This window comes from Dysgonomonas termitidis (genome assembly GCF_054657735.1).
Window position 1 is genome coordinate 3,797,815 of record NZ_BAAHYD010000002.1, and the last position, 16,474, is coordinate 3,814,288.

General features: G+C 41.0%; 12 protein-coding genes. 1 reads left to right on the forward strand and 11 read right to left on the reverse strand.

From position 1 onward, the window contains the following. Positions 1-59: 59 nt before the first annotated feature. The 4 genes from ACYQ3L_RS19860 to ilvD all read right to left on the reverse strand — a co-directional run bounded on the left by ACYQ3L_RS19860 (position 60) and on the right by ilvD (position 5,256). Positions 60-794 (reverse strand): acyl-[acyl-carrier-protein] thioesterase, encoded by a 735-nt coding sequence (locus ACYQ3L_RS19860; protein WP_380000062.1) that lies wholly within the window; start codon positions 792-794, stop codon positions 60-62. Positions 795-865: 71 nt separating this feature from the next. Next, positions 866-1,417, reverse strand: a complete 552-nt coding sequence (ilvN, locus tag ACYQ3L_RS19865) for an acetolactate synthase small subunit (RefSeq protein WP_380000060.1) — start codon at positions 1,415-1,417, stop codon at positions 866-868. Between the two features lie 109 nt (positions 1,418-1,526). After that, positions 1,527-3,227 carry a biosynthetic-type acetolactate synthase large subunit gene (ilvB, locus tag ACYQ3L_RS19870; protein ID WP_380000058.1) on the reverse strand — a complete coding sequence of 567 codons (1,701 nt, stop codon included), beginning with the start codon at positions 3,225-3,227 and terminating at the stop codon, positions 1,527-1,529. A 196-nt stretch (positions 3,228-3,423) separates the two neighbouring features. Beyond that, complete coding sequence (ilvD, locus tag ACYQ3L_RS19875) at positions 3,424-5,256, reverse strand: dihydroxy-acid dehydratase (RefSeq protein WP_380000056.1); 1,833 nt, start codon at positions 5,254-5,256, stop codon at positions 3,424-3,426. Between the two features lie 545 nt (positions 5,257-5,801). Between ilvD and ACYQ3L_RS19880 the strand changes: the two genes are divergently transcribed. Continuing rightward, on the forward strand, positions 5,802-6,092 hold the full coding sequence (locus ACYQ3L_RS19880; RefSeq protein ID WP_380000054.1) for a hypothetical protein: 291 nt from the start codon (positions 5,802-5,804) through the stop codon (positions 6,090-6,092). 44 nt (positions 6,093-6,136) lie between these two features. Here the strand turns inward: ACYQ3L_RS19880 and ACYQ3L_RS19885 are convergent, their stop codons facing one another. The 7 genes from ACYQ3L_RS19885 to ACYQ3L_RS19915 all read right to left on the reverse strand — a co-directional run bounded on the left by ACYQ3L_RS19885 (position 6,137) and on the right by ACYQ3L_RS19915 (position 16,452). After that, entirely contained in the window at positions 6,137-7,546 is a 1,410-nt protein-coding gene (locus tag ACYQ3L_RS19885) for a DUF5009 domain-containing protein (protein ID WP_380000052.1), read from the reverse strand. Positions 7,547-7,612: 66 nt separating this feature from the next. Continuing rightward, a complete protein-coding gene (locus ACYQ3L_RS19890; protein ID WP_380000050.1) occupies positions 7,613-9,433 on the reverse strand; it encodes an FAD-dependent oxidoreductase in 1,821 nt (606 codons plus the stop codon). Then, positions 9,426-10,091: a GDSL-type esterase/lipase family protein gene (locus ACYQ3L_RS19895; RefSeq protein ID WP_006797794.1), complete on the reverse strand. Its 666-nt coding sequence runs from the start codon at positions 10,089-10,091 to the stop codon at positions 9,426-9,428. The genes ACYQ3L_RS19890 and ACYQ3L_RS19895 overlap by 8 nt, the downstream gene beginning before the upstream one ends. A 39-nt stretch (positions 10,092-10,130) precedes the next feature. Continuing rightward, complete coding sequence (locus ACYQ3L_RS19900) at positions 10,131-11,606, reverse strand: calcineurin-like phosphoesterase C-terminal domain-containing protein (protein WP_380000048.1); 1,476 nt, start codon at positions 11,604-11,606, stop codon at positions 10,131-10,133. A gap of 9 nt (positions 11,607-11,615) precedes the next feature. After that, on the reverse strand, positions 11,616-13,091 hold the full coding sequence (locus tag ACYQ3L_RS19905; RefSeq protein ID WP_380000047.1) for a calcineurin-like phosphoesterase C-terminal domain-containing protein: 1,476 nt from the start codon (positions 13,089-13,091) through the stop codon (positions 11,616-11,618). Positions 13,092-13,162: 71 nt separating this feature from the next. Beyond that, positions 13,163-15,136, reverse strand: a complete 1,974-nt coding sequence (locus tag ACYQ3L_RS19910; RefSeq protein WP_380000046.1) for a glycoside hydrolase family 97 protein — start codon at positions 15,134-15,136, stop codon at positions 13,163-13,165. Positions 15,137-15,156: 20 nt separating this feature from the next. After that, on the reverse strand, positions 15,157-16,452 hold the full coding sequence (locus ACYQ3L_RS19915) for a family 10 glycosylhydrolase (RefSeq protein ID WP_380000045.1): 1,296 nt from the start codon (positions 16,450-16,452) through the stop codon (positions 15,157-15,159). Positions 16,453-16,474 lie beyond the last annotated feature (22 nt).

Consider the following 16,474-nt stretch of genomic DNA (forward strand, 5'->3'; position numbering starts at 1 on the left):
TTAATGATTTCAAGTTTCAACATTATTAAATCAACTTTCCATTTTTAGTTTTGTATTTTTTACTTCCATGTGACCCTTGTAGAACAGACTGTCGTATCCCCATCCTTCATTTCAAGCACAAAGACACCGTCTCCTTCCGTTCGTTTAAGAATATCGAGTTTTGTCCCGTAACGGCCTTCCGAAATATAGTTTATCTCTATGCGGCGAATCTCTTTTTCCCTAAACATATCAATATCGAAAACATCTACAAAGTGCTCAATGTACTTCATGCTGTTAAGGTGTTTATTGATGTCCACATCGCTGTATTTAACTACAAAACCGGCAGCGATCTCATAATCATCCTTCAATGCCGGAACTTTAGTCATTCCCTCTATCGGATTCTCCTTCCGGGTAATATAATCGGACAATCCTTCCAATTCCAGGACATTTGTCGGTTTGCGTGTCACCAAATCGATAGAGGCCCAGAGTGACTTGGCAAAACCAATCTCCCTGCCTTGTTCGTCCTCGAATGAAAAATGTCGTTCAGTAAACAACCTGTTAACACTAGCCACCCATGTTTTGAGCACCATTGCCGTATCGTTTTTCGGATATTCAAATACTTCTATCGCTATCCGGGAAAGCACCCAAACCCGTTGCTGGGATGTCATTGCTGAATAGCCGAATCCGCGTTCTTCGGCATGCTTTGTCGCTGCCTGAAGCATAAATCCGCCAATCATCGGCAATGTAGCTTTTCCTCTGAAATCTGTTAAGTATGCGTCAATTCCGAATTCGTACCGGCCAATAGGAGTCATCATATTTATTAGTATATAAGTTAGTATTAAGTTAATAACGATTTGTAAAAATACTCAAATCTGCTAACAACTCATTACTTATCTTCACTGTATTTTTTATCCAGTTCGGCCAGCATATCGCTCAATCGTTCTATTTTGGATTTAGTGATTGCTACACGACCCGAACGGATAAACTGTAAGACTCCTATACTCTTACTCAATTCCTCAAACAGATCCTGTGTTTCCTGATAATGTCCGGTTTTCTCTAAAACCACACTATTTTCATTTATATCCAGAATTCGTGCGTTATATTTCCTGATAAGTCCTTCTACCGACTCGATTTTCAGAAAATCGGGAGTAGACAGTTTGTATAAGGCAATCTCCTGATGTATCAGCTCATCATTTGTATTATAATATGACTTCAGAACATCTACTCGTTTATCAACCTGCAGAACAACTTTCTTTATCATCTCCTCGTCGCAGAAAACAGTGATCGTAAACTTGTGTATCCCTTTCAATGCTGACGGTGATACAGACAGAGTTTCTATATTCAGCTGGCGACGGGTAAACACACTGGTTACCTGACTGAGCAGTCCGACTGTATTTTCCGAAAAAATGGTTACTGTATATAATGTTTTATCTTGCATAATTTTTAATTTGAAAATTTGAAAATTAGCATATTAGCAAATATCGAAAATAGAACGCATCCCTGATTCGTTTTTTAATTTGCTAATATCCGAATTTGCTAATTATTTATTATTCATTTCCCAATAATATATTTGTCACACATGTACCTGCCGGAACCATCGGATATACCATTCCTTTAGTCTCCACTTGTACATCCAGCAAATATGAACCCTTGTGATTCAGCATATCGGCTATGGCCTTATCCAATTCATCTCTTGTTTCCACTTTTTTAGCCGGAATATTATATGCTTCAGCTATTTTTACAAAATCAGGATTTTTCATCACTGTCTCCGAATACCGTTCATCAAAGAATAGCTCCTGCCACTGGCGCACCATACCCAGGAAATGATTATTCAAAATCACGATTTTAACATCAATATCCGTTTGCATAATGGTACCCAGTTCCTGTATAGTCATCTGTATACCGCCATCACCCACAAACAGGCATACTGTACGGTCTGGAGCGCCATATTTGGCTCCGATAGCTGCAGGAAGGCCAAATCCCATAGTACCCAATCCGCCGGAAGTAACTACACTACGACTGCGGTTGTATTTAAAATAGCGAACTCCCATCATCTGATGCTGCCCTACATCTGTAACAAGCACCGCATCATTGTCCGTAGCCTCAGATACTTTATTAATAACCTCACCCATCTTCAGTTTTCCCGATTCAGGATATAGTTCATCTTTGATTACAAAATTATATTCCTCATCATCGCAGGCTTTAAATTCAGCCAGCCATTCCGGAAATTTATTTCCATTAAGTTTCGCAGTCACTTTAGGTAAGGAATCTTTTACATCTCCCAATACACGGGCAGTTACCGTTACATTTTTATTTATTTCGGCCTTGTCTATATCGAAGTGTATGATCTTTGCCTGTTTGGCATATGTCTTCAAATCTCCGGTTACACGGTCGTCGAAACGCATCCCGATGGCGATCAGCACATCACATTCATTCGTTTTACGATTAGGTCCGATGTTACCATGCATGCCCAGCATACCTACATGTTGCGGATGACCGGATGGTATAGCCGAGAGTCCCAATATGGTAGATGCGGCAGGAATACCCGATTTTTCAAGAAAAGCAAGTAGCTCTTTTTCGGCATTACCCAGAATAACCCCCTGTCCTACTAAGGCCAAAGGCTTCTTCGCCTCATTTATTATCTGCGCGGCAACTTCTATCTCAGCATCCTTTATGTCAGGTTTAGGCTGATAGCTGCGTATAAACGCTCCCCTTTCATATGTATAATTATCCACCTTTCCAAACTGAGCATCTTTGGTTATATCAAGTACAACCGGACCAGGACGACCAGTAGAGGCTATATAAAATGCTCTGGCAACCGCCCATGCCATATCTTCGGGACGGCGTATCTGATACGACCATTTCGAAATAGGCTGGGTAATACCCACAACATCGGCTTCCTGAAAGGCATCGCTCCCCAACAGGGAAGAAATCACCTGCCCCGATATTACAACCATAGGTGTACTGTCGAGCATAGCATCGGCGATGCCTGTAACTGCATTCGTTGCTCCGGGACCGGAGGTAACCAGAGCCACACCAACCTTACCGGATGTACGCGCATAACCTTGTGCGGCATGTGTTGCACCCTGTTCGTGACGGACAAGTATATGGTTTATCTCTTTTTTAAAATCGTATAAACAATCGAATACCGGCATAATAGCACCTCCCGGATATCCGAATATAGTATCTACCCCTTCATTAATCAAAGAACGGATAAGGGCTTCACTTCCTGTTATTTTTGTATTCATATTTAATATATTACATTTGGCAGATAACAGCCAACAATTATTCAGTACTTTACTTATAACTCGCGATTATTTTCTAAAAACCTGACAAATCTGACACTTTTTTACGTTTTTTGTAAATAAGCAGACGAGATACGAGATACCAGTTATAAACTTACCTGCCCGCATATTTGCCTATTCATAACTATAGATAAAGTTTTTATTCTATAATTCTGATTGCTCCCAAATCGGCCGAACTCACCATGCTCGCATAAGCTTTCAGCGCTTTGGATATATAACGTTCCCGATCCGGCTTGAATGCATCTTTACCTTTTGCCAACTCCTCCTGACGACGTGCGTCCAGTTCGGCATCAGATAATTTCACATTGATGGAACGTTTAGGTATATTTATTTCTATGACATCACCGTTACGGACCAAACCGATTGCACCTCCTGATGCGGCTTCGGGAGAAACGTGGCCGATAGACAATCCGGATGTACCACCGGAGAAACGGCCATCTGTAACCAAAGCACATGCTTTGCCTAAGTGTTTCGACTTTATATAGGACGTAGGATAAAGCATTTCCTGCATGCCCGGTCCTCCTTTAGGTCCTTCATAGGTTATGACAACTACATCTCCGGCAACAACTTCACCCTTCAGGATACCTTCGCATGCTGCATCCTGTGAGTGAAATACTTTTGCTTTGCCCGAAAATTTGAAAATACTCTCGTCTACTCCTGCTGTTTTTACTACACATCCGTTAATCGCAATATTTCCTTTCAGTATTGCAAGACCACCGTCTTTGGTATAAGCATGTTCCAAATTGCGGATACAGCCCGCTTCCCTGTCTATATCGAGCGTCGGGAAATAATTATCCTGAGATCCCATTACAAGATTGAAACGGTTACCGGGAGCCGATTTGTATGTAAGCTCCGCCTCCCTGGTTATAATCGTATTTTTCGTAATATCGTATTTACTTATGGCCTGAGCCAATGTAAGTCCATCTGCCCTTGATACAGAAGTGTCTATTAACTTGGCTCTATCCAGTTCTCTCATAATACCCAGAACACCACCTGCACGGTTTACATCCTGTATATGATATTTCTGTGTATTGGGAGCTACTTTACAAAGACAAGGTGTTTTACGGGACAATTTATCAATATCATCCATTGTGAAATCCACTTCGGCTTCCTGAGCAATGGCTAAAAGATGAAGAATGGTATTTGTAGAGCCTCCCATAGCTATATCCAGTGTCATGGCATTAAGGAAAGCTGTTTTTGTCGCGATCTTTCGGGGGAGAACCGATTCGTCCCCATCCCTGTAATAACGATAGGCATTGGTTACAATTTGTCTGGCCGCATTGTTAAATAACTGCATCCGGTTGGCATGCGTAGCCACAATAGTTCCGTTACCCGGCAGGGCTAATCCAATAGCTTCGTTCAGACAGTTCATCGAATTTGCCGTAAACATTCCCGAACAGGAACCACACGTAGGGCAGGCAGCCTTTTCTATTAGATTTACTTCCCTATCTGAAACCGAATCGTCAGCCGACTTTATCATGGCATCTATAAGGTCTAGTTGCTGCCCGTCCATCTTTCCGGCTTCCATTGGTCCACCCGAAACGAAAATAGTCGGGATATTCAATCTCATGGCAGCCATTAGCATTCCCGGAGTAATTTTGTCACAGTTGCTAATGCAGATCATTGCATCGGCTTTATGCGCATTCACCATATATTCTACACTATCGGCTATCAGATCGCGCGAAGGAAGGGAATACAGCATACCATCATGCCCCATAGCAATACCATCGTCAATCGCAATCGTATTGAATTCTGCGGCAAAACAACCCAATGCTTCTATTTCAGCTTTAACTTTTTGCCCTATTTCGTGTAAGTGAACGTGGCCCGGTACAAATTGTGTAAATGAATTTACGATGGCTATCAATGGCTTACCCATCTGCTCTTCCTTCATACCGTTTGCACGCCATAGAGCTCTGGCTCCTGCCATGCGTCTACCTTGTGTGCTTGTCGAACTTCTTAATTCAAATCCCATAACTTTCTAAATTTAGCCGTTAGCTCATCGCCATACGCTTATAGTTGTTTTTCAGTTTATTTATTATCCGGAATATTATAAAAAAACCTTCCCCAAAAATGAGAAAGGCTATATTTTATTTATTCCTTATATTATCAAGCTAATATACACACCTTTCTCATTTATTCCGGCCGACGAGGAGAATATCAAGAATGAGGACATGTAAAAAGCAATTTGTCATAATTTCATATCAAAAAGTGAACACAAAGTTATAAATTTTTTTTTAAATACAAATTTTATCACTGTTTTTTTGCTTCTCAGAGAAGAAGCCGTATTAAATAAAACAAAAACAGCCTGAAACTTATATAAAAATATCCAATTAAGATCCCACTAATTGTAAAGATTTTGTAAAATATTTGGGAATCTGGATTTTAAGGCCTATGTTTATCCCAATAAGATTATATGGACATTTTATTAAAGAAAGGGTGCGTATGAAAAGACTTCACTGCTAATTATCTTAAGAATCTGACTTCTTATGGTTTATAACAGATTAAAATTTGATTATTATGCAAAAATATGAGAAATACAAGACAATACACAGGATTTCATACATCGTTTTCTTTTCTTATTTACTTATTTTAGCCGTGGGTAACTTCGATTTCGGGGAGTACACAAGTTATATACCATATTTCATTGTGGTTCCATTCCTGATATATTGTACAATAGCTGTCTCCGTGAATATTCTCATCAGAAAAGAAAGGGCGGAAAATTATTTTAATAAAAAGAAAGGGAAAGAACCAAACTATAAAAGAGAAGAGATACCGGCATTATCTAATATTAATCATGTGAATCAGTAGTTGGATTTGGTACTGATTTCAATTTTGGCGGCCAAATGGTAAAACTATGTCCGCCAAAACCACCTTATCTTAGTAAAGAACATCGTCACCAATACAGCTATTGCCGTCAGTATAACGCCTCGCAGGAATCCAAGCCACGCATTGTGCTGAAAATTGTCGAAAACAGAATATACACCGGTCAGGCTCAGCAATGGCACTGTAAACAAGCCTGTAGCCACATAGGCTATCATCGGATTCTGCCCCGACATGACGAGAAAACTTGTACTACGACGGCATTTATAATAATCACAAATAACATGGAATGCTATCATTGCCATAAAAGCCAGTCCGGAAGTAAGGAAATAGTAGCTGTATGTAGAAGGGTCTTTCTTTATCCCGTCCTGATAGGCTTCGAAAAACAACCCCAACAGAACGAGATAACTGCCCGCAACAAACAACTTTTTCCATAATTGCTCATCCGCTGTCACAGCCTTTCTCTGAATAAGGTAGCCATAGATTATCAGTCCTGTATTTATGAACATGTTTACTATCAACCAGCGGTTATACAAACAATACAGATTGATAATAATAAGCGCTATAGAAATAAACAACACCTGATACGATCCATTCCTTTCCTTTACATCTGGCTCCGGCTCCATTCCCTTTCTGGCATTCATCCACTCCATCAGATATTCCCCGGCAATACTACCCGGCAACACGATGAACAGATATTTCAGATATTCGAATCTGTACATCCAGTCCAATGGAGTAAAATTATATATCTCACTTACAAAACTGCCTTGTATATCTTTTCCCAGAAAGACAGCCATAATAAAAGGCAATACTGCAATACGCCATATTTTACTCTTTATCGTAAAAATATAAATCAGCGAACCGAATAAAGCCATATTAGCCAGTATAAGGATAATGATATTACTGAAATGCGGGTCGAACCTGCGTCCGTCGGCATAATCTACCATAAGTAACAGGACAAGAGCTGTTGCGTATGCCAGTAATTTCACTACAATATGCGTCCAAGCAGGCATCTTTAACGGTATCCGCATAAACATAGGGAACAGAAGAACGAAACACAGCAGGGACAGCCCCCAAGCCCTTGCATCCTCCGGATTACTCAATACATAAGGATAGAAATGCCGGATAAAGATGGCAAAGAATGTCAATTGGATACTTCTTTTCAGTGCATCGTAAATAAGCTTCAATTTAGACTCCCCTCTCTCCAGTCTCTTCCTGATAGAAAAAGGAAATGCTGAACCCATAGCAAACAAGAAAAAGGGGAAGACTAAATCGACCCATGTTATTCCCGGTGCTGCGGGGTTAAAAACATGGGTGGGAGGAGGTACCTGTGCATGATACATCCATCCGGGCAGGACGCCGTAGACTACGGCTCCCGACAAAACCATTGTCACAATGGCGTATCCTCTAAGTGCATCCAGTGCACATGACCTGTCATCCATCCTTCAGGAATTTATTTTATTATGCCACCGGTATGCATACCTGTTTCAACTTCTTTCCACATATTTTTATTGATAGTGTCCGTCAAATCCGATTTCTTTACTGAAAGGATTGAGCAACCTGTCCAGTATCACCGCCAGTCCGCGTTTTGTAACCGGTTTGGTCGAATATACTTTCCCATCGGTTTTGCTTTGTCCCGTAATCCGGTAAATATATTTAACGGCTGCATCTTCGGTAAGCAGTTTATTATCATCTATAATTTCCGATTCAGGATCGAAAGAATTGAGCCCTTTTGTAAATTCAGCAACTGTGATTGTTGTATCCGGATAGAACCATGTACGGTTTGCCCAACCAAATGGCTCACCTGTTGTTTTTAATATCCCGGTCGCGCTGACTTTCTGTATCACTTCAAAGTCGGGGTCGGACGGCAGAATATCGTATAAAGGCATAATGTATGCCTTTCTCTCCAGCAAGACAGATTGAACATCCCTTACTGATACCCCGCGTGGCTGTTTATCCTCTTTTACTGATAATGCCGCCAGAATTCCGGCAGCCTGCCCGGTAAGCAGAACTACAGGTTGCAGGCGGGTAGACCCATTGATGAGATTCGATACTGAAATAGCTTTATCCGACACTATCAGGCCGTCTACAGTTTCAGGAATAAGAGACCCCAGCGGAACATTAAAAGACGGAACGGGATCAAAGCCTATTTTAGGAGCCTCTGGATTTTTCCCATGATGATGATCGACCGGATAATCACCTACCGATATGCCTGTCCTGTATAAAAACTCCTTTTGGCCGTATGGATTTTCAACATGGTTGAAAGTCAGGAAAGACAATCCTTTAAGTCTGCGCCCTTCCCTATGATATGGTTTATATGCTAATTTGTCCGGTGTGTCAAATTCATCATCTGCTAATCCCAGATGTTTGAACCCTAACTCATTCTGTATATAATATATAAAACAGAGCGTATGTTCTTTCGCTTTTTGGAGTTCTTTTTCCTGTTCTTTGCGAGGCAGTTCTATTACGTTAAGATAAATATCGTTACCGGATTTAGGCCAGTTGATCATATACTTGTTATTCGGCATTTTTCCATAATCGAGCATCCGCCGGCAGTCGATTTGTATCGAATCGACAGTTTCTTTGCAGCAACCATGAAAAATTTCCGGATTATAACCCTGAGGCTTAGGGATTGTTTTATCTGCTCCTTCTCCGTAATCTTTCAGTATGGCAACCCAGGTCAGATCCTGTACGATACCGTTTGATTGTTCAGGAGCGCCCTTTTCTCCGGTTTCATTCTTTGAATCCATTCCCAACCTGTAACCGGCTTTTGCCATTTTCAGGCTTTCGCCGATATCAGTGGCATCTACTGTGATTTTAGCATGAACAATTAATTTCTCGTTCTTATCGTTGCAGAAAACAGCGCCAGTGACCGTATTCCCTTCTTTCAGTATATCATCAAGAAAATAACCATGAAGTACCGTCAAATCTTTTTCGGCCGCAGCCATCGATTTGAAAATACTATCACCTACATGGGGCTCGAATAACGTACTGCTCACCCAGCCTGTCCATACACCGCCAATACCTCCATATCTGTTGCGAAGTTTTTCCCTGAACTCATTCCATATACCCGAATGTAAATTGTGGTTCCCGTCGCAGGCTCCAACACCCTGAGCTGTAAACATACCCCCGAGCCACGGGCTTTCTTCTACTATAAGTGTTTTAACACCTTCTCTAGCAGAAGATATCCCTGCAGACGTGCCACTGGTGGTACCACCGATAACCAGAACATCAGTAGTGATTTCCTTCGTGCTTTGTATATTTTCACACGATATCAGGGAAACTGAAAATATCAGGGTAAAAAATAAAATAAGTGATGTTTTATTCATTGATGTATGGTTTTAACAATGTAGCCCAAATCAAGTACCCTTTTTCATTCAGATGAATGCCATCAGCAGTGTAGCCGGCATTGAGATGTCCGTCGTCTAATAAACCTGAATGAATATCAATGTATTTTAGCCGGTGCTTTTTTGCTATTTCTTTAATAAGTTCATTAAATTCTTTTATTGTGCCGTTCTTATCTTTTAAGAATACACTACCGGGATTTACAATATCGTTGACTGGCAATAAGCTTTCAAGATATATACGGCAACGGGGTTGCTCCCTTGATATTAAATTTATAATTGTATCGTACCGGATTTCAAATTCCTCTTTCGTTATATTATGAAACAGAATATCATTAATTCCGGCTGTAATAAACATTTTAGAGGGCTTGTTTTTTAATATATCGGGTAACCGGTCAATCATACCGCATAAAATATCGCCACCGATTCCTCTGTTCAATATCTTCTTTCCGGGAAAATATTCCCACCACAAACCTCGCTCGGTAAGGCTGTTTCCAAGCATTACAATTGCTCCGTTTACTTTTGGGATGCTTTCCTGTTGTGCCCGCTTGTTGTCATAATAATCATTTCTGAAATCAGGCTTTTGCTGTGCAAAAGTATTTACTGCAACCAAGTACAAGATTATATATACAAAATATTTCATAATTAATATTTTATGATTTACACTTAATATTCTTCTTTATTATTTTATTTTCTTCGGTATTCCGGTATATACATTATCAAACCGGTCTATCACCTCTATTTTTATCTCAGCGTTTTTATCTATCGGTTCGGCATAGAATAAATGTTCTGTCGGTCCCGCCCCGATATATTTATACCGGAAGTTTTCCCGGTTTTTCTCTACATAATCCACAACGCCGGGATCCCAGCCCCTGTACTGCTTCATCTCGCCCATTTTAGCTCCGTTTTCGTACCAATATACTTTCCATTGAGGATCATAATTCCATACGTTTGCTATAATGGCGTCTGGTTTATGTTTATCGGCTCCCGGCAGATATGAATCAAACTGATAATCCTTATCTTTTCCTATCGGTTTATAATACCATTTCACACGGTTTCCGTCAAACTCATAAACAGCATATCCTAAAGGGGTACCGTCACTATTATAGGGAGCTTGCCAGAAAATACCACAGAGGGCAGCATGAACATGCTCGAAGAGATTATCTGCCAACTGATAATTTTCGTTATAATGTTCATGCCCCGAAAGAATTAAAGCGTTGTATGGTTTTAGCATTTTGTAAAGGCTATTCCTGTTTTGAAGCACTTTGTTCATTTCTTCCTTTACATATTCTCCTTTCCGGGCTTCGGGTGAATAAGTTGGTATATGGAAGGCAACAACTACAGTGGAACCTTCGGGAATAAGAGCCAAATCCTGTTCGAGCCAGCATAACTGCTTTTCATCAAGATAGCCGATGGAGGAATATCCCCGGGCCGTAAAGAATACATCATCAAGGACAATATAGTGAACTTTACCTCTGTTGAATGAATAGTATGCCGGCCCTAGCGCTTTTTTGAAAGTTTCCTTCGAATAATGGTTCGATCTTCCGTCCACATCCATATCATGGTTCCCGGCAGCATAGAAGAATGGGATATTTGTTTTGGCAAACATCTGTTTTATCGGTTCCAAAAACTTTGGCTCCCTGCTTATCTCCGCTATTATATCACCGCAAATCATACCATGCACGGGCAGATGCTTATAATATTGGTTAACCAGCAATTCCATATCTTTTAACGCTCCTCCCAGCATGGGTATTTCCTCATCGAATCCGACCTGAGGGTCGGCACAGGCAATCAGGACATGCTTATCTTCATTTTGTCCGGATTTTTCCAGTATAAAATTAAATTTTTGTTTCAATCCGGATTTGTCGGTTATCCGCTGGAAATAGTGAGGGGCATTATCCTTCACCGGAATAATATAGCCCGGTGGTACAGATATATACACAAAGTCGGCAGTGGCATTGCTCAACAACTTATATTCACCCCTATTATCAGTGGTAACAATATTATAGCCATCGGTCACGGCAACCCCAGGAATGGCAGATCCCTTACTATCAAGGACTTTCCCTGACAATTCTATATTTCGTAAATCTACCTGAGCATTTATATTTACCGATGAAATAAATATAACTACCAGATAAAAAAATTTGCAGGCCGGCATATTTGTTTATTATTTAAGTTCTTCAATATAAGAGTTTCCAAAACGGTCGATAACCTCTACCTTTATTCTGGCCTCCTTATCCTTAGGGATAGCAAAAAACAAATGATCTGTCTGCTTAACAGAGATCCAGTTATATCTGAAATTCTTCCCGTTATCTTTTACATAGTCGCGAATATTAGGGTCGTATCCGGTAAACCGTTCCATTTCGCCCATCCTCACATTATCCTCATACCAATATATTTTCCATGAAGGATCATAATTCCAAACATTTGCTGTTATCGCATCCGGTTTTTCCGGACTAGCTCCCAGTGGATATAAATTGAACTGGTAATTCCGATTTTTCCCGATTGTCTTAAAGTACCATTTCACATTATCTCCGTCAAATTCATAGACTCCGTATCCCGAAGCTGTTCCATCATGGCACCACGGCGCCTGCCAGAAAAGACCGCAAATCGCTGCATGATTATGTTCGAAGATATTACCGGCAAGGATATAATTTTCGTTTTGGTGTTCATGCCCCGAAAATATATGGGCATTGTATGGCTTAAGTATTTTATATAGGGATTGGCGGTTCTGCAAGACTTTGGTCGGAGGTTCTTTACTATATTCGCCTCTACGGGCTTCCACCGAATAAGAGGGTATATGCATGGAGACAACAACTGTAGACCCTTCAGGCACAAATGCCAAGTCCTGTTCCAGCCAGTTGAGTTGTTTCTCAGGAAGATATCCGATATAGTAAAAACTATTTCCGGCATAAAAAACATCGTCCAAGACCACATAATGGATTTTGCCTCTGTTGAACGAATAATACGTTGGACCAAAATGCTTTTTATATAATTCTTTCGCATAATTATCCGATCTTACATCGAGATTTATATCATGGTTTCCCACGGCAAAGAAGAAAGGGATATTCATTTGCCTGACAATATCTTTCATCGGTTCATAAAGTCTTGGCTCTTTGCCTGTATCGTGGATAATGTCTCCACATATTATGCCATAAACAGGCCTGTCGGAATAATCATCTCTTATTAGTTCCGATACATCTGAAGCAGCTCTTTCCACGAAAGACAATTCGTCCATGAAGTTTACCTGAGGGTCCGCCCACACTATAAAAGTGTGTTTATTATCATCAACACTGGATTTCTGTAATTCAAAATCTATTTTTTGCTTCTTTTTGTCACTCTTTTCTATTTTTTTGAAAAAGCAAGGCACTTTATTTTCAATCGGAATTTTATATCCCGATGGTACTGTGATATATATGTATTCGGAAGTTCCGTTACTCAATAATTTATATTCCCCCTTCTCATTTGTGATCACGATATTGATACCATCCGTAACAGGGACAGCACCAATACCTTTACCCTTTTCGCTGACTCTGCCATAAAATTCTCTTGTCCGCAAATCGGCTTGCGCTCTACCATTGGTTACAGGCAAGGCGGTTAATATGATTAAGATATAAATTAATTTTATTTTCAGCATATCCATACTTTGTCTTTTCAAAAGTTCTATGGCCTGCACAGATAAAAACGGCAGGCCATACAACAAAACTCAACTATTTATTCCGCAGGTGTCAGTATAGCCGCCCATCCTCCACCTTTAGCCATATTTATCTCTAAAGTCTGGCCTCCGGAAACGTCTTTGGTTTCTATCTTGAAATCGGAACCGTATCTGTTTGCATTTACTCCGTCTTTCAGTATTTCCGCTTTATATTTGCCCTCCCCTATAAAATTAAGATTAACGCTGAGTTTGCGCTGGTCCCAATTAGTAAGTGAAGCGATATACCATTTGTTCCCGCTGCGGCGGGCGATAGTAAGATATTTCCCTGCTTCGGCTTCGATGGCTTTGGTTTCGTCCCACACAGTCGGTATTTGTGCAATGAAAGAGGTAAAATCAGGCGTCTTATAATAGTTGGACGGACTGTCCGCGAACATCTGCAGCGGACTCTCAAATGCAATGAACAGTGCACCCTGATGCGCCCGTGTGCCCTGGCTCATCGGATGGGTGAAGTTCATGTGGAAGTCGTTTTGCGTTGCATTAACGGTCGCCCCCGGCGTATAATCCATCGGGCCTGCCACCATGCGGGTGAAAGGTAATATCAAGTCGTGATCAGGAGAAATATCATTCGAAGACTTATTATGCTCCAACCCGTAAACTCCTTCATAAGTCATCACATTCGGATACTTGCGATGCAAACCCGAAGGCTTGAATGCACCATGAAAGTCAACAAGCAAGTGCCTTTCGAAGGCCGCTTTTCCCACATTTTCGTAAAAATTTACCATTTCCTGATCGTTGCGCTGCATAAAATCAATTTTCACTCCTTTTATCCCCCATTGCTTATACAAATCGAGGATTCCTTCTATATCCTCGTGCAGAGGATTCCATAAAGCCCATAATACAAGCCCTACATTTTTCGTCTTTCCGTACCTGACCAATTCCTGCACGTCGACATCCTTGTTTGGCTCGCGGATATTCCATGTACCGGCAGACCAGCCCTCGTCCAGCAATATATATTCCAATCCGTATTTCGCGGCAAAGTCTATATAATATTTATACGTCCGGGTATTGACTCCCGCCTCAAAATCTACGTCATATACATTCAATGTACTCCACCAATCCCATGAGATGCGGCCGGGTTTTATCCAACTCTTATCTCCGGCTACGCCCGGAGGGGATAACTGGTAGACCAGATTATTTTCCAGCAGGGATTTGTCGTCAGGGCTGATTATCAGCAATCTCCAGGGAAAAGTTCTCTTTCCTTCAGTTTTTGCTATATAATCGGCATTAAGGACAATCTCCTCATTGCGATCCGAGCCTTCTTTTATCTTTTTTTCTAAAATAACAGGAGGAAACACTCCATTTAATTTTTGTGTGGCTGTTCCTGATAAAAACAGATTCGGGTAATCGGACAAACCGGCTTCCATTATAACCATCTTTGTGCCTGATGCTGAAGATAAATAGATCGGGAGATAAGCATATTTCCGGTTCGGAATATCAGAAACGGAGATGTAATCGAAATCGCCTTCACAGTGTGTAATAAAATTCGGGCTGCTCTCTTTCGGCCAATAAGTATTGTAATTACCTCCCAGATTAAATTCTACAGTTTCGTTTTCTACATGTATTTTCTGCGAAGGTACAGCCGTTTCGAATCTGTAGGCCGAGCCATTATTGTAGACACGGAACGTTACGGCATAGCCTCCTTTGAAGGTCAGGCTCATTTCGTTGTAGTTGTCCTTCATATTCCTGAATTTGGTGGGAACTACAACTTCAAAAGCCTCATCGACAGACCGCCGGCTCACTTTTTGCGCCGAAACATTTATCCCGAACACATCGTTGCTTTCTTTTACCGTCATCGCTATTCTGCTCGGCTTCAGTATCGTTTCCTTATTAAAATTCACACTCCAGCTAAGTTCTTTTCCATCAGAAACCTTTACTTGTATTTTACGGTCGGGAGAAGATACAATGTAGTCTTTCCCATGTATAAGACCTATAGAAAAACAAAAAAGTATAATGGAAGCTATTGCTTTGTTCATATTGTTTTTATTTCTGTTTATTATTTATATACGCGATTTATCCCGTCTTTTATCGCGTTCCATTGATTGAAATTAATAACATGCGATATCTCGAATACCATCAGTCCGTCTGTGTTTTTGAGGCATAGATATACAGCATCCGAAACTTTGGAAGCATTGCTTCCATATGCAGGTGTATTTATCGAACCATTTACTTTGCAATCACCCATTGTAAATCTATTGTATGTAGCCACAAAATTCTCTACAGACCAAACAGAATTAGGAGCTTCGGATTTCCAAATAGCATCGGCATACGCACCTAACGAAAATACATCCAACTGGTCGGCAAACCCTGTTTTGCTATAATTACTTGTAAACTGCCAACCATCCGGTTTGTAATTCTTGCTGGCCCAATTCTGGCCTACACCATATCGTGAACCCCAGTCGGCCGATGCCCACAAGTGAAGTTCCATATTCGGATTAATGGATTTCACCTTCGAGCGGATATTCGTTATCAGATTGGTTATCGTCATCGAACGGAATTCTATCCACTTCTGATATTGAGGTCCCGGCGCTCCGGTCGACGTAAGAATATTGTTCCTGTTGGTCACTGTTTCCCCGCTATATGCCTGAAAGGCCGAGATAGTAGCGTCGCTGAACCCATAGTTATCGTACCACCAACGGCAATAATCCAGGCATATCCCTTTTAGTTTAGGATATTTCGTAGCTATTTCTCCTATGATGGAAATGACGAATGACTGTACTTCAGGCAGGCATGGATTCAACATCGCGGCGTCTACATTCTCCTCATTGCGTATATCCACCAAGTCGTTCGGATTGTTGTTATTCATCCTCATTTGCGTTTTGCCATCCCATGTATGGTCATCATAGATCAACCCCTCTTTCTTTCTCGTGTATCCGAATCCAAGTGTGGATATGCTTGCGATGACTTTAATATCCTGGCGTTCGGCTTCTTCAATCCAATATCCAAGATAATCCCAATCGCGTGTCACCGTTTCAGTGTCCCATTTGGTTAGCCGGGGCAGAATATCACTATCGTATAGGGCATAGCCGATGCCCGGCTTCACATCCACATAGATTTCGTTGAAGCCCGTAGCCTTCATTTTTTCCAATGCTCCCTTAATCGCTTCTTTAGTTGAAAAACGGGTAAGGTTCGCATGGGCGTCGATCCACATTTGTATCGGTTTATCAGCCATAGGCGGTTTATCCACATCTATCGGAATCTCGGGTTTATTATCACCGTTACCGCCATCATCACCGGAGCAACTTATCACTGAACATAGAACTGCCAGTAGTAATAATATATATCTAATCATGCGTAAATAAATTTTAGGATAC